The following is a 22606-nucleotide window of genomic DNA, read 5'->3' on the forward strand; positions in this document are numbered from 1 at the left end:
TTGGAAAAAATCATCGTCCGCGGCGGACAAAGGCTAAGCGGTTCTGTAAAGGTTGAAGGAGCTAAGAATGCCGTCTTGCCTGTTATCGCTGCAACATTATTAGCAAGTGACGGAAAAAGCGTAATTCGTGATGTGCCAACTCTCTCCGATGTATATACCATCAACGAAGTATTACGTTCTTTAAACGCCGTAGTGGAGTTTGAAAATAACACGATTACAGTAGATGCATCCAGAGAGTTAAAAATAGAAGCACCTTTTGAATATGTTCGTAAAATGCGTGCTTCTGTATTAGTAATGGGATCCCTGCTTGCCAGGAATGGCCGTGCTCGCGTAGCATTGCCAGGCGGCTGCGCAATCGGTTCCCGTCCTATCGACCAGCACCTTAAAGGCTTTGAAGCAATGGGTGCTACAGTCAAGGTAGGTAACGGTTTTATCGAAGCCGAAGCAGTCGATGGTCTGCATGGAGCTAAAATATACCTTGATTTCCCTAGCGTTGGTGCTACGGAAAACATTATGATGGCAGCTGTCCTTGCAAAAGGCACAACAGTCATTGAAAACGTCGCAAAAGAACCAGAAATTGTCGACCTTGCAAACTTCCTGAACAAAATGGGAGCAAAGGTAAAAGGCGCTGGCACTGGCACAATCAAGATTGAAGGTGTGGAAGTACTGTTCGGTGCTGATCACAACATCATTCCTGACCGAATTGAAGCAGGAACCTTCATGGTTGCGTCTGCCATCACTGGCGGAAACGTCCTTGTAAAAGGCGCTGTACCGGAACATCTTTCTTCATTGGTTGCCAAGATGGAAGAGATGGGTGTTACCATCATTGAAGAAGAAGACGGTCTTCGTGTCATCGGACCTGAAAAATTGAAAGCAGTCGACATCAAGACGATGCCGCACCCTGGTTTCCCGACAGATATGCAGTCCCAGATGATGGCATTGCTATTGCGTGCCCAGGGAACAAGCATGATCACTGAAACTGTTTTCGAAAACCGCTTCATGCACGTGGAAGAATTCCGCCGCATGAACGCAAACATCAAAATCGATGGCCGCTCTGTCATCATGAACGGACCATCTAACCTTCAGGGAGCAGAAGTGGCAGCAACTGACCTGCGTGCCGCAGCATCATTGATCCTGACTGGCCTTGTAGCAGATGGAATGACTCGCGTAACAGAGCTTTATCACCTGGACCGCGGCTATGTGGACTTCCATCAGAAGCTTGCAGCACTTGGTGCAGACATCGAACGCGTCAGCGAAGTAGAAGAACAGGCAGTAACTGATAAATTAGTCTCAGACATGAACGCATAAATATTACTACTCAATGAACCGGAGAATTGTGCTTTAACGTATAGTTCTGCGGTTCTTTGATTTTATGTGGGCGAATTGAGCCCGAAAATTTAGTCCAATTTCGTGAATTAGTTTTGCCCGACTTATTATGAGACTTTCGACAGAACTATATGCATTTTCGATTTATGTCATAAAAGCATGTCCGCCTCCATATGAATGGAATGAGACGGTTTCGACCGGATTAATTTCATAATGGAGGCTTTTTCTATGTTAAAATTCAAACCAATCATCGTACTAGCTGCAATTCTATTCGCCGTCACACTCCTAATCCCATCCTTGCTTGTCCTCCCTTTTATGGAAGAAAAGGCAGGCGGAAAACTTGGGGAAGAGCTGCAAAGTGAGGCAAAAGATGCTGCCGCTGTCCCGACTGCAGACTCGGCTGTTGAGGTAGCTGTTTACAGGACAGCATTGTCCAAGACAGAGAAGCTTCCGCTTGATGAATACCTGATCGGTGTCGTTGCTGCTGAGATGCCTGCTGAGTTCGAGCTAGAGGCATTGAAGGCTCAGGCGCTGTCAGCAAGAACATATTATGTAAAACAAATGCTGAGCCCAAATAAAGTAGGCGTACCCGAAGGCGCCCAGTTGAATGATACAGAAATCCACCAGGTATTTAAAAATAAAGATGAATTGAAAAAGCAATGGGGCGTCGACTACAAATGGAAGATCAAGAAAATCGCCGAGGCTGTGAAGGCCACTGATGGCCAGGTTCTCACATTTGACGGTGCGCCGATCGATGCCACCTTCTTCTCAACATCGAATGGCTTTACTGAGAACTCAGAGGAATACTGGGCAAATTCATTGCCGTATTTGCGAAGTGTGGAAAGTCCGTGGGATTTAGATTCTCCGAAGTTCCGCAGTCAGTCGGTGATGACGGTCGCTGAGGTGGAATCAAAACTCGGCGTCAAGCTCCCGGACTCACCAGAGATTGGCAAAGTCATCTCCAGAACATCAGGCAACCGCGTCGCGAAAATTGATATCGGCGGCAAGGTACTCACAGGAAAGCAAGTCCGTGAAAAGCTGGGACTCCGCTCAAGCGACTTCAGCTGGGAACTAAAAGGCAGCAACGTCGTCATCACCACCGAAGGCTTCGGCCACGGCGTCGGCATGAGCCAATACGGAGCTAACGGCATGGCCACCGAAGGCAAGAACTATCAGGACATCGTCAAACACTACTACAAAGGCGTCGAGATCAGTGAAGCAGAGAGCATGCTGACAAAGGTGACGGCGAAGAAATAATAGCAGGCTGCTTTTGCAAAAACGAATAATGACGTGGCCAGGGCGAAGAGCAGCCCTGGCTTTTTAGCGCGATTGAGTTATGCTTGGGTAACTTTTATCTTTTTGCGGGATTCAGTATGGTATATGTCGATTATTTTTTCCCGGAATTGAAGAATGCTTCGATGTCAGGGGGCATGTGGTAGATGCGGCCTTTTTTGGTGCCTGTGTGTGGGAGGTTCATAAAAGATAACATCCGATTTGCAGTCTTTATCGAAGGAATGTTTGCAAAGTGTCTAAATTCTTGATTTGTCATGGTAGGCTTAAAGAGAAGAAAGTGGTCTAATATTGCTCCATGATGAGCAGTTCTAGATGAATGTCCACAATGTGGGCAAACCCAATGCCACTTCATGCGTGTCATCCCAAAAGTCGAACAAGCAGGACACTGAACCCCTTTATGAAAATCAAAGCTTGTAAGGGAGTAATACATTAATAAATCCGGACGCTGTGGAGTATGCTTTTTTAAAAGAAGATTTGAGAATTTTTTTAGGTCTTTTTCAGAAAGAAACTCTTCGGAATGGTTGGAGTCAATCTGGTTTATTCGATTTAACAATACATCTCCTTTCACTACAATATTATTTAACGACCGATCATTGGTTCGAATAACTGTGGAAGAGTTACTGATAACCACAAGGTGGTAAACGGGAGGTAATCTAAACTTATGCTCATTTATCCATCTTTTTAGATGCCGGGATTGCATTTTAACCTGTAGAACGGGACTATCATACGCTTTTTCTTTGTCTTCTTTGGTTTGGATCATTTGATTAGAATCTTTATCGAAGAAGAGTATACCTGAATGATTTTTCGTTTCAATCAGTAGGATGTATCGAAGAGTTAATATGAGGGTGTCCATTTGAAAGTGCCAAGGGCCATCAGCAAGCCGCAAATCGCGGAATATATAGTAGCCTTTTTCAGGCAAAAAGCTTAAACGGTAGTCAGTTTGCAATTCCCCTTTGTAACCAGAACGCCAACCTTTATAATCTTGCTCGATTTGTAAGAGTTTTGGATGATTGTCATGGATTCTATTGAAGATAGCCTCATACATACGGAGACGAATAGGATATCCTCTTTCTTTTTTTATCAAAATATCACTCCTTAAGTTGCTTTTTAGGACAAATTCCATTATTCAGCATGAAAACCTGCCTAGTTCCGTATCTATAATTGTACATTATGTGAATTGTAGGTTTTAATCCCTGTTGCGACTTGGATAATCCCCCTTGATGGCGGTTTAATCCCCGTTGTATCAGTTATAATCCCCGTTAAGGATGAAATAATCCCCGTTGACTACAAAAAACGATAATCTAAGAAAAAGCCAGCCTTAATAACAAGGCCAGCCCCTTAAAAACCGTAATTGTTTTTTACCTGAGATTTAGCGAGTCCTCTATACCCGAACTCTCTCCTCAATCTCGCGTAAAACCCTCCCCAACCGCTCAAACTTTCCGCTGAAGCTGGCATGGTGGATGAAGTGTGACGCCGCTAAAACCCCAATTACGTCTTTTATAAAATCAATCAAGGTCGCGGATCGGTACGGGACGAAGCTTTGATGGACCTCGTCTAGCAGTCCGTAAAGGATCGCCGCGCCCATGAAGGCAAAGCTCATCACTGGTGTGAAGCGCCCGGTCGTTAACGCAGCCAAAACGAACAGCACGTACAGGATTCCGAACTCAACGAGGTGGAGCGATTCTTTTATAAAACGGTCCAGCCCTTGATTCGGCAGCTCAACCAAGGCGTCTGCAGGATTGCTGGACATGATCCAGATTGCTGCCATATAGAGCAGCGGAAGAATACGTAAAAACCATACTAATACCTTTTTCATGTAATAACCTCACTTTATAGTAATAACCCGAACAGGGCGAAGTGTGAATTCAACCCCGGGAAAAACTGCATCTAAAATCCCTCAAACACACAAAAAAACCTTTTTGCATAAAATTCTTACCTTTGTCGAAAAATAAGCAGTAAAAAATTTTTCAACTCTATGTATATATTTTTTCGCTTCTGTTCAAACTGATTGCTGAGGTGATGAAAATGAGAGAGGAAGAAAAAAGATCTTCTCAAGACAAAAGCAAGAACAGCTTTTTCAAGAAGCGGTGGGTGTATCCAACAGTTTATATTGCTAGTGCCGCAATCATTTTAACTGGTGTCCTATGGTATCAAAACAGCGGAACCGATCAGCTGGATCAGTCGGAATACAAAGCGACTGACATGCCTGGTAAAAAGATGAATGACCAGCCAGCAGTTGAAGTGAACCGCGCGATGGAGAACTTTGTAATGCCAGTGGTCAATGAAGATGATGCAGTCGTCCAAATGGGATTCTATGACAATGACGGCGACGCGGCTGAGCAAGAAGCAGCTCTAGTGTTCTATGATAATACGTACCATCCGAACACTGGACTGGACATTGCTACAAAGGATGGCAAGGAATTTGATGTAATCGCGTCACTAAGCGGTACTGTCACAAATGTCATGGAAGATGCAGTGCTTGGAAACGTCATTGAAATCGAGCATGACAAAGGTATTGTAACACAATATCAGTCAGTGAAAGACTATCAAGTGAAGGTTGGCGACCAGGTTGAGCAAGGACAAGTCATTGCGAAATCAGGAACAAGCCTGATCAATGAGAAGGCTGGCAACCACGTACACTTTGAGATCCGCAAGGACAATGTACCAGTCAATCCGCATGAGTTCTTCAACAAGCCTCTAAGCGCATTGCGGGATGCAAATGTGACAGAAGAGAAAGCTTCTTCTGATGCAGATGCAGGCAAGTCTGAAGATGGTGCTGAAGAAGACGTTGAAGGAAGCTCACAGGAAGATGCTGAAGGTACAACTCCAGCAGAAGACAAGCCTGCTGAAGGCGGCTCTGATAAAAAAGACGAAGATAAAGATGCAGGAGAAGATAAAGACAAAGACTCTTCAACTGACTCTGATACTTCAACCAACTCTTAATAAAAAATAAAATTTTGGAACCTGCCTAGCTATAAAGGCGGGTTTTTTTATTGGATTAATAGGAAATACTCCAAACTTATCTAATTGTCAATTCTATGGTAAAATCAGACAAGAGGAGGGATACATATGAAACGGGCATTAATTATACTCTTGTCGGTCGTAATTGCCGTCATCATTTCCGGCTGCAGCAAGGAAATGACCCCCGAAGAAAGGTTTTCCCAGTACGTAAAGCTATGGAATGATCAAAAGTTTGATGAGATGTACGGATTTTTATCAGAAAAAGCGAAGGATTCCATCTCCAAGGAGGAATTCGTCTCTCGATATAATAAAATTCACAAAGATTTAGAGATCAATGAGCTGAAGGTGAGCTATAAGCAGCCTGAGGAAGAGCAGGAACATGAAGAAAACGCAGAGCTTCCTTTTTCAGCAAAAATGAATAGCGCCGCTGGTCCAATCGAATTCGACCACAATGCTACTCTTGTAAAAGAAGAACGAGAAAAAGAAACAAATTGGTATGTCGATTGGAACACATCATATATCTTTCCTGAACTAGAAGCAGGGGATAAAATCAGTTTCAAGAATGTCCAGGCAGAACGCGGCAGCATCCTTGACCGCGCGGGAAATGGACTTGCGATCAATGGGACGGCTGTCCAAGTTGGAGTGGTCCCAGGTGAGTTAGGGGAACCAAAAGAGAAGACAATCACCAAGCTTGCGGAGCTTTTAGAAATGTCAGAGGAGCAAATCAACAAGGCAATGAATGCAGGGTGGGTAAAACCTGATTTGTTTGTCCCGCTGAAAAAAGTTTCGAAGACAAATAAAGGGCTTCACGAAAAATTTATTTGCGCTCGAAGGAGTGACCAGCCAGATGGTGGGGGCTCGCGAGTATCCTTACGGAGAGGCTTTGTCCCACTTGATTGGTTATGTCGGTCCAATCCTTGCCGATGACCTTGAAAAACTGGAAGGCAAAGGCTACACCGCAACCGACCTCATTGGCCGCCGCGGCCTTGAACAGGTTCTCGAAGAACAACTGAAGGGAATAAACGGAGTCAGAATCTCGATTGTAAAAGAGGATGGCACCGTCAAAACACTTGCTGAAAAACCGGTGGAAAACGGGAAGGATGTCAAGCTGACAATCGATGTAGTAGCCCAGCAGCAATTATACGACCAGCTAAAAGGAAAAGCGGGTACCGCATCGGCAATCAATCCGACTACCGGTGAGACACTGGCATTGGTCAGTGCGCCAGGATTCGATCCGAATGAAATGGCGCTCGGAATCTCGCAAAACAAGCGGAAAATGCAAGAGGATGATCCGCTTAAGCCGATGTTTAATAGATTTAAACAGACCTATGTACCGGGCTCTGTGATCAAACCACTTACAGCGGCAATCGGACTTGAGAGCGGAAAGCTCCAGATGGATACTGCTTATGAAATCACCGATAAGCAGTGGAGTAAGGATGCTTCCTGGGGCGGCTACAAAGTGACGAGGTATTCGAATGTAGTAGGGAATATTAACCTTGAAAAAGCGCTCATCTACTCAGACAATATTTATTTCGCTCAGGCAGCGCTCGGGATGGGTCAGGATACGTTTACAGAAGGCCTGAAGAAATTCGGCTTTGAAGACCAGCCAGAATATCTCTATCCAATCGAGGCGTCTAAAATAGGCAAAATTAATAGTGAAATAAGCCTGGCAGACTCTGCTTATGGCTAGGGACAGATTGAAATGAATATCCTGCATCTTGCAACGACATATTCACCATTTGCAAACGAGGGCAACCTGATCAAGCCAATTCTCAATATGGAGGATGAGCAAGGGCAGGTGTGGAAGGAAGGCCTGGTCAGCGCGGAAAATGCCGCTGCAATCAGCAACATGCTGACAAAGGTCGTCACCGATCCAAAAGGAACGGCGCACAACGCGCAAATCGCCAACTATCCGCTCGCCGGTAAAACAGGCACAGCGGAAATCAAGGAGAAGCAAGGCGGTAAAGGCAGGGAGCTCGGCTGGTTCGTCGCTTACAATCCCAAATCCACAGACATGATCGTCGCGATGATGATTGAGGATTCAGGTTCAAAAGACGTTGTGACGCGAGTGAAGGAATTTTATGAGTTGAGATTGCAGAATGGAATGTAGGAAAGTCCGGCCGGAGCAGGCCGGGCTTTTTCTTCCGTTATATGGAATAACGAGAGATTATCAAATTGTGTGAGAGAAAATTTCTTTTATTGAGAGAATATCGCTTTTTCTTGAGAGATTAATTAACATTGCAGAGAAAATAGGAATCATAGCCGAGAGATTTATTACCGAAAAGGGAATTTTTCAGGCATTAGCAATATTTAAGGATTTATCATTTAGAATTTTCAGCCTTTTTGCTATAATATTTCGTAAGACGAATAAACATTGGGGGAATCTAAATGTCTTTACATACATATCCTTTTCCTTCCCAGCGGATGGCGACGGTCGCTCGCAATGGGATGGTTGCTACTTCTCAGCCGCTTGCTGCGCAGGTTGGGCTTGATATTCTAAAAAAGGGCGGCAATGCGATTGATGCGGCAATTGCGACGGCGGCTTGCCTGACAGTCGTCGAGCCGACTTCAAACGGGATTGGCGGCGATGCTTTCGCGCTTGTGTGGGTGAAAGATAAGCTGTATGGCTTGAATGCTAGCGGTCCTGCGCCACAATCGATTTCGATTGAGAAAGTGAAAGAGCTTGGCCATGCAAAAATGCCTTCACATGGCTGGATTCCGGTTACAGTCCCGGGAGCACCATCAGCATGGGTAGAGCTGTCGAAAAAATTCGGTCGCCTGCCGCTTACTGAGGTACTGCAGCCAGCAATTGACTATGCGCGCAATGGGTATCCGCTGACTCCTATTCTCGCAAAATATTGGAAGGGTGCCTTCAAGGCATACAAGAATCGCTTCCAGGGAGAAGAGTACGAAGAGTGGTTCCGCATTTTCGCACCTGAAGGAAAGGTTCCAGAAGTGGGCGAAATGTGGAAATCTGAGGATCATGCAAAAACTCTCCAGGAAATCGCTGAAAGTAATGGGGAGAGCTTTTACAGAGGTGCCCTTGCTGATAGAATCGCTGAAGCGTCTGAAAAAGCGGGCGGCTTCCTCAGGAAATCTGACCTTGAAAACTATCATCCTGAATGGGTGGATCCAATCTCTGTTTCCTATCGTGGCTATGAGGCCTGGGAAATTCCGCCGAACGGCCAAGGAATCGTCGCCTTGATGGCGTTGAATATTTTAAAAGGTTATGAGTTTAGCCACCGCGAGGACGTGAACGGAGTCCACCTTCAGCTTGAAGCGATGAAACAGGCGTTCACGGACGGCAAGGAATATGTCACCGACCCTAAAACGATGGAGGCGAAGGTAGCGGATCTTCTATCAGAGCAGTATGGTGAGGATGCTCGGGCTAAAATCAGCGCCGAAGCGAGAATGCCTGAACCTGGTTCTCTTCCTAAAGGTGGAACGGTATATCTGTCGACTGCCGATGGTGAAGGCAACATGGTTTCCTTCATCCAGAGCAACTATATGGGCTTCGGATCAGGCGTTGTCGTTCCGGGAACAGGGATCGGCCTGCAGAACCGCGGGCATGACTTCTCTCTTGATCCAAACCATGCGAACGCGCTTGCTCCGGGCAAGAAGACATACCATACGATCATTCCTGGCTTCATCACGAAAGATGGCCAGGCAGTCGGTCCATTCGGCGTGATGGGCGGCTATATGCAGCCACAGGGACATGTACAGGTGGCGATGAATATGATCGATTTCGGCTTGAACCCTCAGGCTGCGCTTGATGCGCCGCGCTGGCAGTGGATCGAAGGGAAACAAATCGAAGTGGAGCATACCTTCCCGAACTATATCGTCAAGGAGCTCGCAGCCCGAGGGCATCAAATGAAGGTAGCATATGATGGCGGAAGCTTCGGGCGCGGCCAGGTGATCGTTCGCAATCCTGAAACGGGAGTCCTGACCGGCGGAACGGAAATGAGGACGGATGGAGCAATTGCCTGCTGGTAATATAATATCTAATGAAGGAACACTCATGGCGAGTGTTCCTTTTACTATTCTGTAAAATCATTACAAACGATACAAAACTATGGGAAAAATACCAGGACAGCTAAAAAAAATTTCGACAAACTCTTCTTGTTCATATCCCCGTATATCCCTACGGTTACTCACGTTTTTTCTACGACCGGAAAAATATCGACATAGAAAACGATTACATTTTTTAGAAATAACGTATTGACCTGCCTGGACATTATATGGATAATTAAATTAAATTTTCTAAAGATTTAGTTAAATAAATATTTATACATCTCTCTGCAAATTTCTTTTCACAGGAGGAATCAATGTGACCATTCTAATCGGCCTGCTAGTGATCACAGGCATAAGTCTTTTCCTTGGCTTGAAGAAAAATAAGGCAATGTATCTGGCAGTCCCGTTTCTAAGCATATTTCTCTACTTCCTCATCCAGATTATCATGGTCCCGGCTCCCTTTTTTGAAACAGTGAAATTCATCTTCAGCTTAAGTTAATCCACCCAGAATCCATTATCGAGTTATTAGAATGTACAAATTTATAACTTATTTTAGTGTCTAGCTTCAGCGCCTAACGCCTCGAGACGCTTGTCGGGGCTGACCAAGGCGCTTCCGCTTTTCTAATTGGTATCAACTTTGCCTGGCGCAAGGTTCATATAATTCAAATCCATAAAAAAAGGAGTGGAGTAAGCTTTCTAATGCTAGGTCGTCATTTCATGAAGGATTATTCAAAGGGGATTAGCAAAACCAAAGGGGTGTAAATGTGAAGAAAATTGATAAGTCAGTTGCTGACGCGTATTTCCGTGAAAGAACCCGTAACATGATCATTTATTTCATTATCTGGTTCCTCGTTTCGTTCGGAGTCGTAATGATTGCCGAGCCGCTAAGCGAACTTTCAATCGGCGGCTTCCCATTCCATTATTTCATGGGTGCGCAGGGAGCGATTGTCACGTTCATCATCCTGCTGTTTGTCAACGCCAAACTGAGTGATGGCATCGACAGGAAGTATGGGATTGATGAGGAGAAGAACGTGAAGCTGAGCGAAGGAAAGAGCCTGGATCACTAAATCACGGCGAAAGAAAAAAGAGCGTTTGAATAAGGGGGAGAACTTTGGATACACAATTCTTGGTCTCATTATCTATTATTTTAGCTACATTTGCTTTGTATATCGGAATTGCGGTTTACAATACAGCTAAGCAGACATCTGATTTCTATGTAGCCAGCCGCGGCGTACCGCCCGTTTTCAACGGGATGGCGATTGGCGCTGACTGGATGAGTGCCGCTTCCTTCATCGGACTCGCTGGGACGATTATGCTTCTCGGCTATGATGGCCTTGCTTATATCATGGGCTGGACGGGTGGCTATTTGCTGCTGACATTCCTGCTTGCTCCACAGCTGCGAAAATACGGCCGATATACGGTTCCTGAATTTATCGGTGACCGATATAACAGCCACACTGCCCGCGTCATTGCGGCGATATCAACGATCATCATCAGCTTCACCTATTCGATCGGCCAGCTTTCCGGTTCCGGCGTGGTTATCGGGCGACTGTTCGAAATCGATGCAAAGCTTGGCACGATGATTGGTGTGGTTTTGATCGCAACATATGCAGCGTTCGGCGGTATGAAGGGAATCACCTGGACACAGGTTGCCCAGTATATCATTTTGATCATTGCGTATTTAATTCCGGTTATTTTCATGTCATTGCAGCTTACAAACAGTGCGCTTCCGTGGCTTTCTTATGGTGAGCTGGTCGGGAAAATGGGTGAACTTGACCGTGAACTAGGCATTTCAGAATACTTTGCGCCATTCACAAACGGCACAAAGTGGCAATTCCTTGCTCTGATGTTTACTTTGATGGCCGGTACGGCGGGACTTCCGCACGTAATCGTCCGCTTCTATACAGTTTCCACAATGAAGGCTGCTCGCTGGTCAGGCGCATGGGCACTTCTATTCATCGGCTTGCTTTATCTGTCTGCCCCTGCTTATGCAGCATTCTCGCGTTTTATCCTAATGACAAAGGTTGCCGGCAGCAAAATCAGCGAGCTTCCTGCATGGACGAAATCCTGGGTTGATACTGGAAAACTTCAGGTTGCTGATGGAAATGGAGATGGCGTCCTTCAATGGAGCGAATTGATGATCTCCAATGATATCGTTGTTATGGCGACTCCAGAAATCGCAAACCTTGGAGTGTTCGTCATCGGTCTTGTAGCGGCAGGCGCTATGGCTGCTGCCCTTTCTACAGCCGGTGGCTTGATGATCGCGATTTCTTCCGCTTTTGCACATGACATCTACTATCGTGTCATGAAGCCAAATGCTACAGAGAAGACGCGCCTGAATGTAGCTCGTATTTCCATTGTTGTTGCCACAGTATTGGCCGGTCTTGTTGCCCTTGATCCTCCGGGTGCCATCACGCAAATCGTTGCCTGGGCCTTCGCGCTCGCGAGTGGAACATTCTTCCCGGCACTGATCCTTGGCGTATGGTGGAAGCGCTCAAATTCTCAAGGGGTTGTTGCAGGTATGCTTGTCGGTCTTGCCGTGACACTAGGATACATTTTCGCGGCAAAATACGGCGGTTTCACGATTCTTGGCATCATTGATACTGGTGCTGGAGTATTCGGTGCAACAGCAGCATTCCTTGCGAACTTCATTGTTTCACTTGCCACTCCGGCACCTTCGCAAAAAATTCAGGAGGAAGTACTCGACCTTCGCTATCCTGAACAGATGACCTATAAGAACGGCGAAGTTTGGATGAATGACGATGCAACAAAAGCTTAATAAGGAAATTTGGAAGGCTGTGCAGTTCCATCCCCTGTTCCAGGGAGTGGATGAACGCACGGCCCTTTCCCTTGTCGAGGAATGCGAAGCACTTACCTATGGAAAAAAAGAAATATTGCTCAAGACGGACACTCCACGTCAGGGGCTTTTATTGATTTTACAGGGAATTGCCGAGGTGTTCGTGAAAAATGCCGCCGGACAGGAAGAAGTCCTTGAAGTCATCCGAAAAGGTGAAATTGTAGGTTTTTCAAGTCTGGCAGAGTTCCTCGGGTTTACGAATGCCGATAAACCGCAGGCTAATGTCGAGGTCAGGTCTGTAGAAGATGTCCAGGCACTGCTGATCCCTTATTCCGTACTGGCAAAAAGATGGGATGATCAGGATGTCCATGATTACCTGCTGTCCCAGGTTTCAATCAGGCTGAAAGATGTTTATGGTTCACTTGCAGAGCAGGTGAAAATGGCGAAGGGAATTGGTGAGGGAGAGACGATTTTAGCCAGAGTACAGGATTTGATGACTGAGGAAATAGCCTTCGTATCTCCAGAAACAAGCATCAAGGAAACTGCACTGAAGATGTCCAGTCATAAAACAAGCTCGGTGCTAGTCATGGACCAGCATGAATTGAAAGGGATCATAACAGAACGGGACATTGTCGGCCGTGTGGTGGCGAAGGGGATTCCTGTAGAAGAGCCATCCAGGCTTGTGATGACGGAGAAACCTGTGACGATTTCCAGGTTTGCTTACTATTACGATGCCCTATCGGAAATTTTGCTGAACGGGATCAAGCATTTGCCCGTGGTCGATGATGGGAAAATTTCCGGAGTCATTACCCTGACTGATTTGCTCCGGAAAAAGAACGACAGTGTAATGAGGACAATAAAGAAAATCGAGGAATCCGATGAAAAGAGCCTTCCTGAGATCAGGGCAGCAATCTATGAAGTTACCGAAACGCTGATACGAGACCGCGTTCCGTCTCTAGCATTGCTCGATATCATTACGAAATTATACGATCGGCTGATAGGAAGAGCAGTCGAATTATCACTTAAGGCACTCCGGGAGAAAGGTTTTGAGCCACCAGCTCCTTTTGCCTTTTATTTAATGGGTTCTGCGGGCCGCGGGGAACAGTTCATGCTGACAGATCAGGATCATTTCCTAGTGTATGGAGACACAAATGACCATGACTACTTTGAAAAATTAGGAGCGGAGATCACTGCAATGCTGGAGTCTGCTGGCTACGCTCGATGCAAGGGCTTGATGATGTCGAGTGAGGAGCAATGGAGAGGGACGCTTCAGCAATGGCAGGATCGCGTCAGGAAATGGATGCTGCAGTCCACGAATGACAATCTCCTGCTCGCGCATAACTTTTTCTCCTATCGTTTCGCAGCGGGGAGCCAAGCGCTAGACCAGGAATTCGAAGCAAAAATCGCCGAACTACTTGACCGGTCAAAAATCTTCCTCTACCGGATGGTCCAGACCGAAAAGGAGCAGGAAATCCCGACATTGGATGAACCGATACGCGCCCTTTTCAAGCTCGGCCGGAAAAGCATAGATATGAAAAAGGAAGTTTTGTTTCCCTTCCACCACAGTCTGCAAATTCTATCGCTCTATTACGAAGGAATCCCGGGAACGCCCCTGGAGAAAATCACTAGTTTTAAAGAAAAGGGTATCTTTACCAAAGGATTCACAGCTGACCTTAAAGAAGCCTTCAGCCACGTGCTCGACCTTTATATCAGGCAAAGGTGGGAAAATAAAGGCGGCAGCTCCGTCCTATCATTCGCCACCATGTCAACCAGACAAAAAGATGAACTAATCCTGAGCCTGCGAACACTAAGAGAGCTCCAGGGAATGGTATTTGCCAGATTCTCAGTGTAATACTTTACGGCAAAGTCCTGGGACATAAATTTTTACTAGAAAGACATCTGGTGAATGTCAGGCTGTGACGAGCATGGCACTTCGAACACCAGAAAGGAACCTGGCAAAATGTCAATGAAGACAGGTGGTTTGAAAGGAGGTTGGCATGTTTTTTCAACGAAAGAATATTTCCTGCCCGCTTATGTACGAAAAGATTCCTTTATCGACTAAAATCGATGACTTAACTTTTGTTGTTTTCGACACGGAGACGACCGGATTCCAGGTGGCGACCACTGACCGTCTCATTGAAATTGGCGCTGTGCCGGTAAGCGGGATGAAGGTGATGGAAAATGACCGTTTTCAGACATATGTGAACCCGGAGCGACAAATTTCTCGGGAAATAATTGAGCTGACATCGATTACGAATGAAAAAGTTGCCGAAGCACCTGTGGCTTCAGAAGCGATACATGGCTTCTTTGACTATGTTGGGTCACACAAAGCGGTCTGCCTTGTTGGGCATTATGTCGGCTTCGATCACCTTGTGCTGAAAACCGAGCTGAAGCGAGAAAAGCTGACGCTAAAAAAAACTGTTCACCATCGATACACTTGATATGATTGGCTTTATTGCTCCATCATATGATATGCGGGACTTAGAGCGATACGCGATGGCATTCGGCACACGAATTTATGACCGCCACAGTGCGGCGGTGGGCGATGCCTTAACGACTGCTTACCTGTTCACTGAACTGTTGCAGCAGTTCAAAGACCGTGGTCATTCCACATGGGGAGAACTCATCAAGGCTACAGATAGCCAGGCGCGGTCGATGCAGTTTTAATGGGAAGTGTGAATTAAAAACGTATCGCCCACCGATACGCACTTTGCTAACTTATCGTGAAGTCAGCTATATGCAGTAGAACCCGTAGCAGATGGATGGCTACGGGTTCATATGATTATTGAATATTTATTAAGGCACCATTTTTATATCCAACGACAACTCGTCGCCCTGCGATTTCTTCAAACTCCCTCGCTGTTCCGTAAGAAACTTTTAATGGGATGGCTTCTCCATCACTCTCAACCTCAATTGTAAAATTGTCAGCCGCCCCGATAATGGTTGCTTCCGCGAAGTCAATCTCGCCCGGTATGACGAGGTGCTGGCCGATCAGAACCATGTCCTGCTTCAAACCGTTAACTTGCTTTAATTCTTTCAAGCTGACACCGAACCGCTTGGAGATGTTGAACAATGTGTCTCCGGGGTTGACTATGTAGGTACCTTCATCCATTTGGAAGCCATGAACGGGGACCGATAGGACTTGTCCAATATAAATGGAGTCACTGACCAATTTATTTTCCTTTTTTAAATCTTTCACCGTTATACCGTATTTTTTTGCCAGGGAAAACAATGTGTCTCCTTTTTTTTACGAGATAGTTCCCTGCGTCAACCTCAACGGGTACCTCGAGTGTCTGTCCCGCTTTAATGTTGTCCGAAGGCAGTGAGTTTACTTTTTTCAGCAATTCAATCGATGTATCATATTGCTTTGCCAGGCTGTATAACGTATCTCCTTTTTTTACTGTATAAAATGAACCGATCGCTTCTGTTTTCTTTTGGCCGATGCCAAGCAGTAATCCTGCCGCTACCGATCCTGCTACTGCAGCGCCGATCAGTTTTCTGTTCCGTTTTAAGGTCACTTTGCGTTTTTGCTCTCTAATTCTCTGTTTTCTAGTTTGTCTGTAGGTAATCAAGTTTGCTTCTCCCCCAATGAAAAATAACTCCTCATCAGAAATTCGCCGAAAGACAGGTTTTTATGTACATAAATATGGGTGTTTAGGAAAGTTTTTCTCTTGTAAAATAGTTGAATTTTTCAAAAAACTTAACAATGCCTTGTCCCTATTGCTTTTTTCGTGCATATATCCTCAACCAAGCTAATAAAATGTTACAAACCTGACAAAGAGAGTGTTTGAGGTGAGGAATCGTTTGAACAATATGAGGATTCAGCCGGGGACATGATTAATCTTAGTAATTTCCAGAAGGAACCACCTTCTGCCGCAACGGAATTTTTGCGGAATGCAGTATTGGCAGATAAAAGCGAGTCTCATTTCACACTTCTCACATCCAATTTAGGGAGGGCGAGTGGTGTGCACGATTACATCAAAGAGAGAACAATCAAGATTGGAAAGTATATCGTGGAGACGAGAAAAACAGTTCGCGTCATAGCGAAGGAGTTTGGCGTATCCAAAAGTACAGTCCATAAAGACCTGACAGAAAGATTGCCTGAGATCAACCCTGACCTTGCCAATGAAGTAAAAGAAATCCTTGATTATCATAAATCGATCCGCCACTTGAGAGGCGGAGAAGCCACGAAAATGAAATACCGCAAAGAGGAAAGGGAAGAAGAGCCAGTTAAGTGAAAAAGAATTGAAACAAACAGATTGGAGGGACCGTAATTCAGCTGTGTGACTATTGCCGAATTAGAAAAGAAAAATGCCCAGCTTAGATCCAGAAAAGCCGGGCATCGCCACAAAAGGCGTGTATGATTCTGCTTTTCTACATAGCGGAGGCTGCCGCCTTTTTATTATGTAGAAATGGGGACAGGCCTGAAGGCATCACTCCATGTCCCGTTTGACTTACCGCAAACCGGTATTATTCAGCCTTGCTTCCCTTTCCTTAGCTGCTCTTTCTTCTGCCGCCCGTTCCGCTGCCTCTCTTGCTTCTTCTTCCCTTTTGATTTCATTCGCTGCTGCTACGATATCCGTCCCGATGGAAAAAAGCAGCGATTGCAGTTCGGAAATTTCTCTGCCAATGCTGTTAATTGCGTTATTGATGTAGGTCATTTCCTGCGCTTGCCATCCGCTGTTAAGATTCCCCTTGAAGTCCTGCAGCCTGCTTTTAATCTCGTTCAATTCCTGTGCGTAATCTCTGATTCTATTTGCCTGCGAATACGCCTGGACCACATGAATCTTCATTTGAATCACCTGCTCATTTATTTAGATTCTTTGATTATAGTATGCCCTTTGAAAAAATCCCAATGATAACCTTCAAAAATTTGTAAAAATAAATGGAATATTTTAGATTATTTTGGTTTTAGATGGATTTAGTTGGGGTATATAGAACTAGTTTTCTTTATGTGAGTTATTAACTTAATACAAATACACCAGTGAATCTATCCGAACTAAAAGTGAGAATAGGACTAAAATCCCTATTTTTCCAGTTGAGGGGGTAATTAGTTGAATATAATTCCTGATATTGTAAGATGTTTATATATTTGGAGATGAATCAAAGGTTTGATGTAAAATTACACTTTTTGAGATAAAATGGTAAAAATACTAAGTTTTCACTTTACATACTGTTGAAATACAGATATCTAGGGCTGGGGAGGAATTGAGTTGATTCTCACACTTTTTGACCGGAATCGGGTATTCGATCTCGTTTTGCCTGAACGAGTCACAGGTAGATACATACTGAATACGGAAGATCAAGAAAACAACCCGGTCGATATGCTGGCTGTGGAAGCAGAAGAAGGCCAGTGGTATCTGAAATCCAATAAGCAGGCATACCTACAGGATAACGCCAACGAAATACAATCGAAGGTCCTCATTGAACCATTCAAAACATATAGTATTCACCGCAGCGACCATCAATCCGCTCTAGTCTATGTTGAGCCGCAAACGGCAGACCGAAATGAATTCACTAAACATATTGCAACCACAAATTCCATTAAAATCGGGCGTTCGCAGGACAGTCAGATTTGTTTTTCGAACAAGCTAGTATCGAGTTCCCACTGCGTTATTGAATACAGCAGCAGTGGCAAGGCTGTCATCAAGGATTTCAACAGTTCCAACGGTACATATGTCAATGGAGAAAGAATCAGGGAAAAGGAACTGGCTGTCGGTGATGTCATTTTCATCATAGGTCTCAAAATCATTTTCAACGGCCGTCTATTATCGTTGAACAATCCGCATAAGTCGGTATTCCTCGACCGGAATGCATTCAATTCATTTATTGCAGAAAAACCTGTAGTCGAAAAAGAACTCAACCTCGATGAAATACATATTGAAGAAGAAAATAATCAACTCTTTTACCGTTCGCCGCGCTTCAAGCGTGATATTGAAGAAACAACCATTAAAATCGATCCGCCCCCCTCCACAGCCGAATATCGATGAGACGCCGCTGATGTTGTTGTTGGGACCGTCGATCACGATGGGGATGGCTTCACTTTTTACCGGTCTCCTTATGTTACAGAGTGTCATGAGCAGGGGCGGGGATATGATACAGGCGTTGCCAATGCTTGTTATGTCGTTCAGCATGATGATCGGTACGGTACTCTGGCCGATTTTAACCAAGAAATACGAAAAAAAAGCGCCGCATCAAGCTTGAGGGCATCCGCCAGGAAAAATATTCGAAATACTTGGCGGAAATGAAGCAAGTGATTGAGGAGGAGTGCAAGCACCAGAGCGAAATCCTGTTCGAAAATCACGTCACTCTTGAAAACTGCCTGACGAGAATCAAGCGTCGCCAGCGCAATCTTTGGGAGCGGGGAATCGGGCAGAATGATTTCCTTAAAGTACGCCTGGGAATTGGAGACCTGCCACTGAACGCGGAAATCAAGTATCCTGAGAAACGCTTCATGCTTGAGGATGACAACCTTCAGGATGAGCTTTATCAAATCGTAGAGAAGCCTCAAATATTAAAGGATGTACCGGTCACTGTCGACTTGACGGAGGAGCGGATCAGCGGAATCATTGGCAGAAGGGAAGAAGTGAAGAGCTTTGTTCAGGGGCTGATTTTCCAGCTGACATCATTGCATAGCTATGACGAGTTAAAGCTAGTGTTCATATACGATGACCACGAACATCATACATGGAATTTCGTGAAATGGCTTCCTCATGTTTGGGATGATGGCAAGACCATCCGCTTCGTCGCCACTGACGGTAATGAAATCAAAGAGCTTTCGGCTTATTTTGAAAAAGAAATCAGTGCGCGCCAGCAGCTTGCCGAGGAAGATCTTGCGGAAATTGATCAGCATTATATTGTTTTCTCGATGAACAAGAGCCTTGCATCGAAGGCAGAAATGATCAATCAAATAGTAAAAGAAAAGAAGAATATAAGATTCAGCCTGGTCACTCTCTATGACGAGCTGAAAAACCTGCCGAAGGAATGTACGAATGTCATCGAGCTGGACAAGAGTTTTTCCAAAATCTATGACAAAGACGATATTTCCGGGAAATATGTAGGTTTCAACGCTGATAGCTATCTAGAGGAAGATGCAGAAGAATTGGCTGTAAAATTGGCCAATATCCAGTTAAATACCTCACAAAAAGCATATACCCTGCCAGATATGCTGACATTCCTGGAAATGTTTGGCGTGGGTAAGATTGAACATCTCAATGCGCTGACGAAATGGAAGGAAAACAATCCCGTCCATACGATCCAGACGCAAATCGGTGTAGATACACAGGGCGACCTGTTCATGATTGATCTGCATGAAAAATATCACGGTCCTCACGGCTTGATTGCTGGGATGACCGGGTCTGGTAAAAGTGAATTTATCATGACATTCATTTTGTCGCTCGCGGTCAATTATCACCCGGACGAGATTGCGTTCATCTTGATTGATTACAAGGGTGGCGGCATGGCCAATGCGTTTGAGGATCTGCCGCACCTGGCTGGTACGATTACGAATCTCGATGGAGCAGCCGTCAACCGCTCGCTGATTTCAATCCAGAGTGAGCTGAAGCGCCGCCAGGCTATTTTCAGTGAAACGAGCCGCCTTGTTGATCAGAGTAACATCGATATCTATAAATATCAGAAACTATACCGTGAAGGCCTGGTAACAGAGCCGCTGCAGCATTTGTTCATCATTTCCGACGAGTTCGCCGAGCTGAAGGCGCAGCAGCCTGAGTTCATGGATCAGCTCGTCAGTGCCGCGCGTATCGGCCGAAGCCTTGGCGTCCACCTGATTCTGGCGACGCAAAAGCCGTCTGGTGTCGTCGATGACCAGATCTGGAGCAACAGTAAATTTCGCATCAGTCTGAAGGTGCAGGAAAAAGCGGACAGCATGGAGGTCATCAAGCGTCCAGACGCCGCGGAGCTGAAGCAGACCGGACGATTCTATCTCCAGGTTGGCTTCAACGAATTGTTCGAACTTGGGCAGTCTGCATGGGCTGGCGCGCCGTATTATCCGTCCGACAGAGTCGAAAAGTATAAGGATGACAGCGTCGTCGTCATAGATGACCTAGGCCGTGTCATTAAAAATGCCCGTATTGATAAGCGCAAGTCCGCGATGAAAAATCCGCCGAAGCAAATTGATGAGATTACGGAATACCTGGCAAAAATGGCGAAGCAAGAGAACATCAAGGTCCGCCAGCTGTGGCTTGAACCGATTCCTGAGCTCATATACATCGATAAGTTGAAGAAAAAATATAGTATCCACCAGCAAGGTTTCCATTTGAACCCGATCATTGGCGAATATGATGACCCGGCCAACCAGCGGCAGATGGTCATGCGCATGCCGATCACGCAGGAAGGAAACGCGGTGATTTACGGTATTGCCGGAAGCGGTAAGACGACCTTCTTGACGACGATGCTTTATTCATTAATGGAAGAATATACGCCGAACGAAGTGAACTTTTACCTGCTTGACTTCGGTTCTGAGACGCTTGTCTGGTTCAAGGAGGCACCGCATGTCGGCGATGTGATGCTGTCACATGAAAGCGAGAAGATCCACAACCTGTTCAAGATGCTTACAGGTGAGATTGAACGGAGGAAGAAGCTGCTTTCAAATTACGGCGGAGATTTTATCACATACAACGAAATGTCGGGTGAGAGCCTGTCGTCGATTGTTGTGGCAATTCACAATTATGCGGCGTTCTCCGAGATGTTCGAGGAGCTCGAGGAAGGTATATCATTCCTGACACGTGAGGGCCTGAAGTATGGCATTTACTTCATCGTCACCGCAATCAATACAGGGGCGATACGCTACAGGCTGCTCCAGAACTTTAAGCAGATGTATGTGCTCCAGCTGAATGACCAGAGTGAATACTCGGGCGTACTGGGCAATACAGAAGGAGTGTATCCATCCAAATCGAAGGGTCGCGGCATTTTCAAGAGTGATACAACATATGAATTCCAGACTGCCCATATCACAAGCGATATAGACAATATGTACAGCTTCATCACCGATTATTGCAAAGGCCTGCGGGAATCATGGATGCAGCCAGCCGCAATGCGTGTTCCGATCCTTCCTGAGAAAGTCGATCTGGACTACCTGCGTGATGAAGCGAAAAATATGAACAGTAACAAAGTGCCAGTCGGCATTGAGAAAAACTCGCTGAAAACAGCTCATTTCGATTTCCTTGGCAACTATGTAAACGTGGTTACTGCGCTGCAAAATGATCAATGCTCAAGCTTCATGCAGGGCGTTTCTGAAATTTTCACCGCTTCAGAAGGCAGGGAATTGATTGTCATCGACCCTAATGAGCACTTCGCGGCCGGCGGCCGGCCGCAAGCAGGATTATAAGTATTTTTGCGAGCAATCCGAACTCGAAGACACGATCGTCTACCTGTTCAACACGCTCGTCCACCGGAACAATACGACGAAGGATGCAATTGAAGCAGGCGAGCAGCCGCCGGTATTCGGCAACATCACCTGTATCATCGATTCCTTCACCGATTTAATGATGTATCTGTCACCGGACGGCCAGGATAAGCTCAAGGTCTTCCTTGAAAAAGGCAATGGCCTCAATGTGAACCTGATCATCTCAGACAGCGCCGATAAGCTGAGCTCAATCTCATTCGAAGGCTGGTTCAAGCAGCATGTATCGCTTAGCGATTTCATATGGGCAGGCAACGGTATCACTGATCAGTATGTGATGAAGCTCGGCAAGGTGACAAACGATATGTACCAGGAAATCCCGCCAGGCTTCGGCTATGTCGTGACAAAAGGAAAACCAACGCTCGTGAAGCTGTTATCCTCAGTACAAAGTAAGCAAGAGGAGGTAGCGTACCATGGATAAGGTGCTCGTAGAGGTCTTCATCCCCGCCTCTGAAAAATCATACGACGTCTTCCTGCCGCAGGGAATCTTGCTGCACGAAGTCGTCCACCTGCTCGCCGGAACCATGACCGAACTATCACAAGGATACTTCTCGGCAACACACGACACCATCCTCTGTGACCGCAAAACAGGTACTATTTTAAACATCAACCAGACCGTTGAAGAAATCGGGTTGATGAACGGGGCTAAGTTGATGTTGATTTAGGGACGTGGGCAGCGGGACAGCGCGACATAGGGACGGTTCTTGTGTCTCAGAAATTGCGGTGCTACATAGGGACGGTTCTTGTGTCTCGTAGGATTTGAACTAAGACCAGGGGGGACGGTTTTCATAAACCTG

Annotated in this window: 22 protein-coding genes and 1 pseudogene; 18 read left to right on the forward strand and 5 right to left on the reverse strand. The window is 45.7% G+C overall.

The features are described from left to right. Entirely contained in the window at nt 1-1308 is a 1308-nt protein-coding gene (murA, locus tag LC048_RS24180) for a UDP-N-acetylglucosamine 1-carboxyvinyltransferase (protein WP_226602995.1), read from the forward strand. Nucleotides 1309-1554: 246 nt separating this feature from the next. Beyond that, a complete protein-coding gene (spoIID, locus tag LC048_RS24185; RefSeq protein WP_226602987.1) occupies nt 1555-2583 on the forward strand; it encodes a stage II sporulation protein D in 1029 nt (342 codons plus the stop codon). A gap of 130 nt (nt 2584-2713) precedes the next feature. Here spoIID and LC048_RS24190 read toward each other — a convergent pair whose 3' ends face one another. After that, a complete protein-coding gene (locus LC048_RS24190; RefSeq protein ID WP_226602973.1) occupies nt 2714-3703 on the reverse strand; it encodes a nuclease-related domain-containing protein in 990 nt (329 codons plus the stop codon). 297 nt (nt 3704-4000) lie between these two features. Next, on the reverse strand, nt 4001-4435 hold the full coding sequence (locus LC048_RS24195; RefSeq protein ID WP_226602971.1) for a VanZ family protein: 435 nt from the start codon (nt 4433-4435) through the stop codon (nt 4001-4003). Between the two features lie 209 nt (nt 4436-4644). Between LC048_RS24195 and LC048_RS24200 the strand changes: the two genes are divergently transcribed. The 10 genes and pseudogenes from LC048_RS24200 to LC048_RS25235 all read left to right on the forward strand — a co-directional run bounded on the left by LC048_RS24200 (nt 4645) and on the right by LC048_RS25235 (nt 15055). Then, nucleotides 4645-5562, forward strand: a complete 918-nt coding sequence (locus tag LC048_RS24200) for a stage II sporulation protein SpoIIQ (protein ID WP_226602968.1) — start codon at nt 4645-4647, stop codon at nt 5560-5562. 126 nt (nt 5563-5688) lie between these two features. Next, nucleotides 5689-6507: an NTF2-like N-terminal transpeptidase domain-containing protein gene (locus LC048_RS24205; RefSeq protein WP_306049002.1), complete on the forward strand. Its 819-nt coding sequence runs from the start codon at nt 5689-5691 to the stop codon at nt 6505-6507. Next, nucleotides 6428-7690, forward strand: a pseudogene (locus LC048_RS24210) (peptidoglycan D,D-transpeptidase FtsI family protein). Before LC048_RS24205 ends, LC048_RS24210 begins: the two are co-directional and overlap by 80 nt. Before the next feature lie 278 nt (nt 7691-7968). Beyond that, nucleotides 7969-9573 carry a gamma-glutamyltransferase gene (gene ggt, locus LC048_RS24215; RefSeq protein ID WP_306049004.1) on the forward strand — a complete coding sequence of 535 codons (1605 nt, stop codon included), beginning with the start codon at nt 7969-7971 and terminating at the stop codon, nt 9571-9573. Nucleotides 9574-9907: 334 nt separating this feature from the next. Then, nucleotides 9908-10090: a hypothetical protein gene (locus LC048_RS24220; RefSeq protein WP_226602961.1), complete on the forward strand. Its 183-nt coding sequence runs from the start codon at nt 9908-9910 to the stop codon at nt 10088-10090. A 265-nt stretch (nt 10091-10355) separates the two neighbouring features. After that, complete coding sequence (locus LC048_RS24225; RefSeq protein WP_226602959.1) at nt 10356-10658, forward strand: DUF4212 domain-containing protein; 303 nt, start codon at nt 10356-10358, stop codon at nt 10656-10658. Nucleotides 10659-10702: 44 nt separating this feature from the next. Further along, entirely contained in the window at nt 10703-12370 is a 1668-nt protein-coding gene (locus LC048_RS24230) for a sodium:solute symporter family protein (protein WP_226602957.1), read from the forward strand. Further along, nucleotides 12354-14240 carry a DUF294 nucleotidyltransferase-like domain-containing protein gene (locus tag LC048_RS24235; RefSeq protein WP_226602946.1) on the forward strand — a complete coding sequence of 629 codons (1887 nt, stop codon included), beginning with the start codon at nt 12354-12356 and terminating at the stop codon, nt 14238-14240. The genes LC048_RS24230 and LC048_RS24235 overlap by 17 nt, the downstream gene beginning before the upstream one ends. Nucleotides 14241-14385: 145 nt before the next feature. Further along, nucleotides 14386-14829, forward strand: a complete 444-nt coding sequence (locus tag LC048_RS24240; protein ID WP_371931962.1) for a 3'-5' exonuclease — start codon at nt 14386-14388, stop codon at nt 14827-14829. Between the two features lie 55 nt (nt 14830-14884). Beyond that, nucleotides 14885-15055: a hypothetical protein gene (locus LC048_RS25235; RefSeq protein WP_371931963.1), complete on the forward strand. Its 171-nt coding sequence runs from the start codon at nt 14885-14887 to the stop codon at nt 15053-15055. Between the two features lie 115 nt (nt 15056-15170). On the opposite strand, the gene LC048_RS24245 is transcribed toward LC048_RS25235, so the two are convergent. Both LC048_RS24245 and LC048_RS24250 read right to left on the reverse strand, forming a co-directional pair. Next, nucleotides 15171-15587, reverse strand: a complete 417-nt coding sequence (locus LC048_RS24245) for a LysM peptidoglycan-binding domain-containing protein (protein ID WP_306049006.1) — start codon at nt 15585-15587, stop codon at nt 15171-15173. Further along, nucleotides 15562-15960, reverse strand: a complete 399-nt coding sequence (locus tag LC048_RS24250; RefSeq protein ID WP_306049008.1) for a LysM peptidoglycan-binding domain-containing protein — start codon at nt 15958-15960, stop codon at nt 15562-15564. The genes LC048_RS24245 and LC048_RS24250 overlap by 26 nt, the downstream gene beginning before the upstream one ends. A 393-nt stretch (nt 15961-16353) precedes the next feature. Here LC048_RS24250 and spoIIID point away from each other — a divergent pair, with 393 nt between their 5' ends. Next, nucleotides 16354-16626, forward strand: coding sequence for a sporulation transcriptional regulator SpoIIID (gene spoIIID / locus LC048_RS24255; protein ID WP_031307660.1), 273 nt, complete (start codon nt 16354-16356; stop codon nt 16624-16626). A gap of 216 nt (nt 16627-16842) precedes the next feature. Here the strand turns inward: spoIIID and LC048_RS24260 are convergent, their stop codons facing one another. Next, nucleotides 16843-17181, reverse strand: a complete 339-nt coding sequence (locus LC048_RS24260) for a hypothetical protein (protein WP_306049011.1) — start codon at nt 17179-17181, stop codon at nt 16843-16845. A gap of 420 nt (nt 17182-17601) precedes the next feature. Here LC048_RS24260 and LC048_RS24265 point away from each other — a divergent pair, with 420 nt between their 5' ends. The 5 genes from LC048_RS24265 to LC048_RS24285 are packed head-to-tail and all read left to right on the forward strand — an operon-like array spanning nt 17602 to nt 22474. Then, nucleotides 17602-18378, forward strand: a complete 777-nt coding sequence (locus LC048_RS24265; RefSeq protein ID WP_306049012.1) for an FHA domain-containing protein — start codon at nt 17602-17604, stop codon at nt 18376-18378. A gap of 10 nt (nt 18379-18388) precedes the next feature. Further along, nucleotides 18389-18592 (forward strand): hypothetical protein, encoded by a 204-nt coding sequence (locus tag LC048_RS24270; protein ID WP_306049015.1) that lies wholly within the window; start codon nt 18389-18391, stop codon nt 18590-18592. 31 nt (nt 18593-18623) lie between these two features. Beyond that, a complete protein-coding gene (essC, locus tag LC048_RS24275) occupies nt 18624-21734 on the forward strand; it encodes a type VII secretion protein EssC (RefSeq protein WP_306049017.1) in 3111 nt (1036 codons plus the stop codon). Beyond that, nucleotides 21676-22230, forward strand: a complete 555-nt coding sequence (locus LC048_RS24280) for a hypothetical protein (RefSeq protein WP_306049019.1) — start codon at nt 21676-21678, stop codon at nt 22228-22230. The genes essC and LC048_RS24280 overlap by 59 nt, the downstream gene beginning before the upstream one ends. Further along, nucleotides 22223-22474: a methyltransferase gene (locus LC048_RS24285; protein ID WP_226602924.1), complete on the forward strand. Its 252-nt coding sequence runs from the start codon at nt 22223-22225 to the stop codon at nt 22472-22474. The genes LC048_RS24280 and LC048_RS24285 overlap by 8 nt, the downstream gene beginning before the upstream one ends. The last annotated feature ends 132 nt before the right edge of the window (nt 22475-22606 follow it).

The organism is Mesobacillus subterraneus (assembly GCF_020524355.2).
GTDB classification, from domain to species: Bacteria; Bacillota; Bacilli; order Bacillales; family Cytobacillaceae; genus Mesobacillus; species Mesobacillus subterraneus_C.

Excerpts from the sequence above, each read along its gene's own strand:
- LC048_RS24285 (WP_226602924.1), top strand. The coding sequence starts at position 22,223 with ATGGATAAGGTGCTCGTAGAGGTCTTCATCCCCGCCTCTGAAAAATCA.
- LC048_RS24200 (WP_226602968.1), top strand. The coding sequence starts at position 4,645 with ATGAGAGAGGAAGAAAAAAGATCTTCTCAAGACAAAAGCAAGAACAGC.
- LC048_RS24270 (WP_306049015.1), top strand. The coding sequence starts at position 18,389 with ATGTTGTTGTTGGGACCGTCGATCACGATGGGGATGGCTTCACTTTTT.
- LC048_RS24195 (WP_226602971.1), bottom strand. The coding sequence starts at position 4,435 with ATGAAAAAGGTATTAGTATGGTTTTTACGTATTCTTCCGCTGCTCTAT.
- LC048_RS24205 (WP_306049002.1), top strand. The coding sequence starts at position 5,689 with ATGAAACGGGCATTAATTATACTCTTGTCGGTCGTAATTGCCGTCATC.
- LC048_RS24235 (WP_226602946.1), top strand. The coding sequence starts at position 12,354 with ATGCAACAAAAGCTTAATAAGGAAATTTGGAAGGCTGTGCAGTTCCAT.
- LC048_RS24260 (WP_306049011.1), bottom strand. The coding sequence starts at position 17,181 with ATGAAGATTCATGTGGTCCAGGCGTATTCGCAGGCAAATAGAATCAGA.
- LC048_RS25235 (WP_371931963.1), top strand. The coding sequence starts at position 14,885 with ATGGCATTCGGCACACGAATTTATGACCGCCACAGTGCGGCGGTGGGC.
- ggt (WP_306049004.1), top strand. The coding sequence starts at position 7,969 with ATGTCTTTACATACATATCCTTTTCCTTCCCAGCGGATGGCGACGGTC.
- LC048_RS24240 (WP_371931962.1), top strand. The coding sequence starts at position 14,386 with ATGTTTTTTCAACGAAAGAATATTTCCTGCCCGCTTATGTACGAAAAG.
- spoIID (WP_226602987.1), top strand. The coding sequence starts at position 1,555 with ATGTTAAAATTCAAACCAATCATCGTACTAGCTGCAATTCTATTCGCC.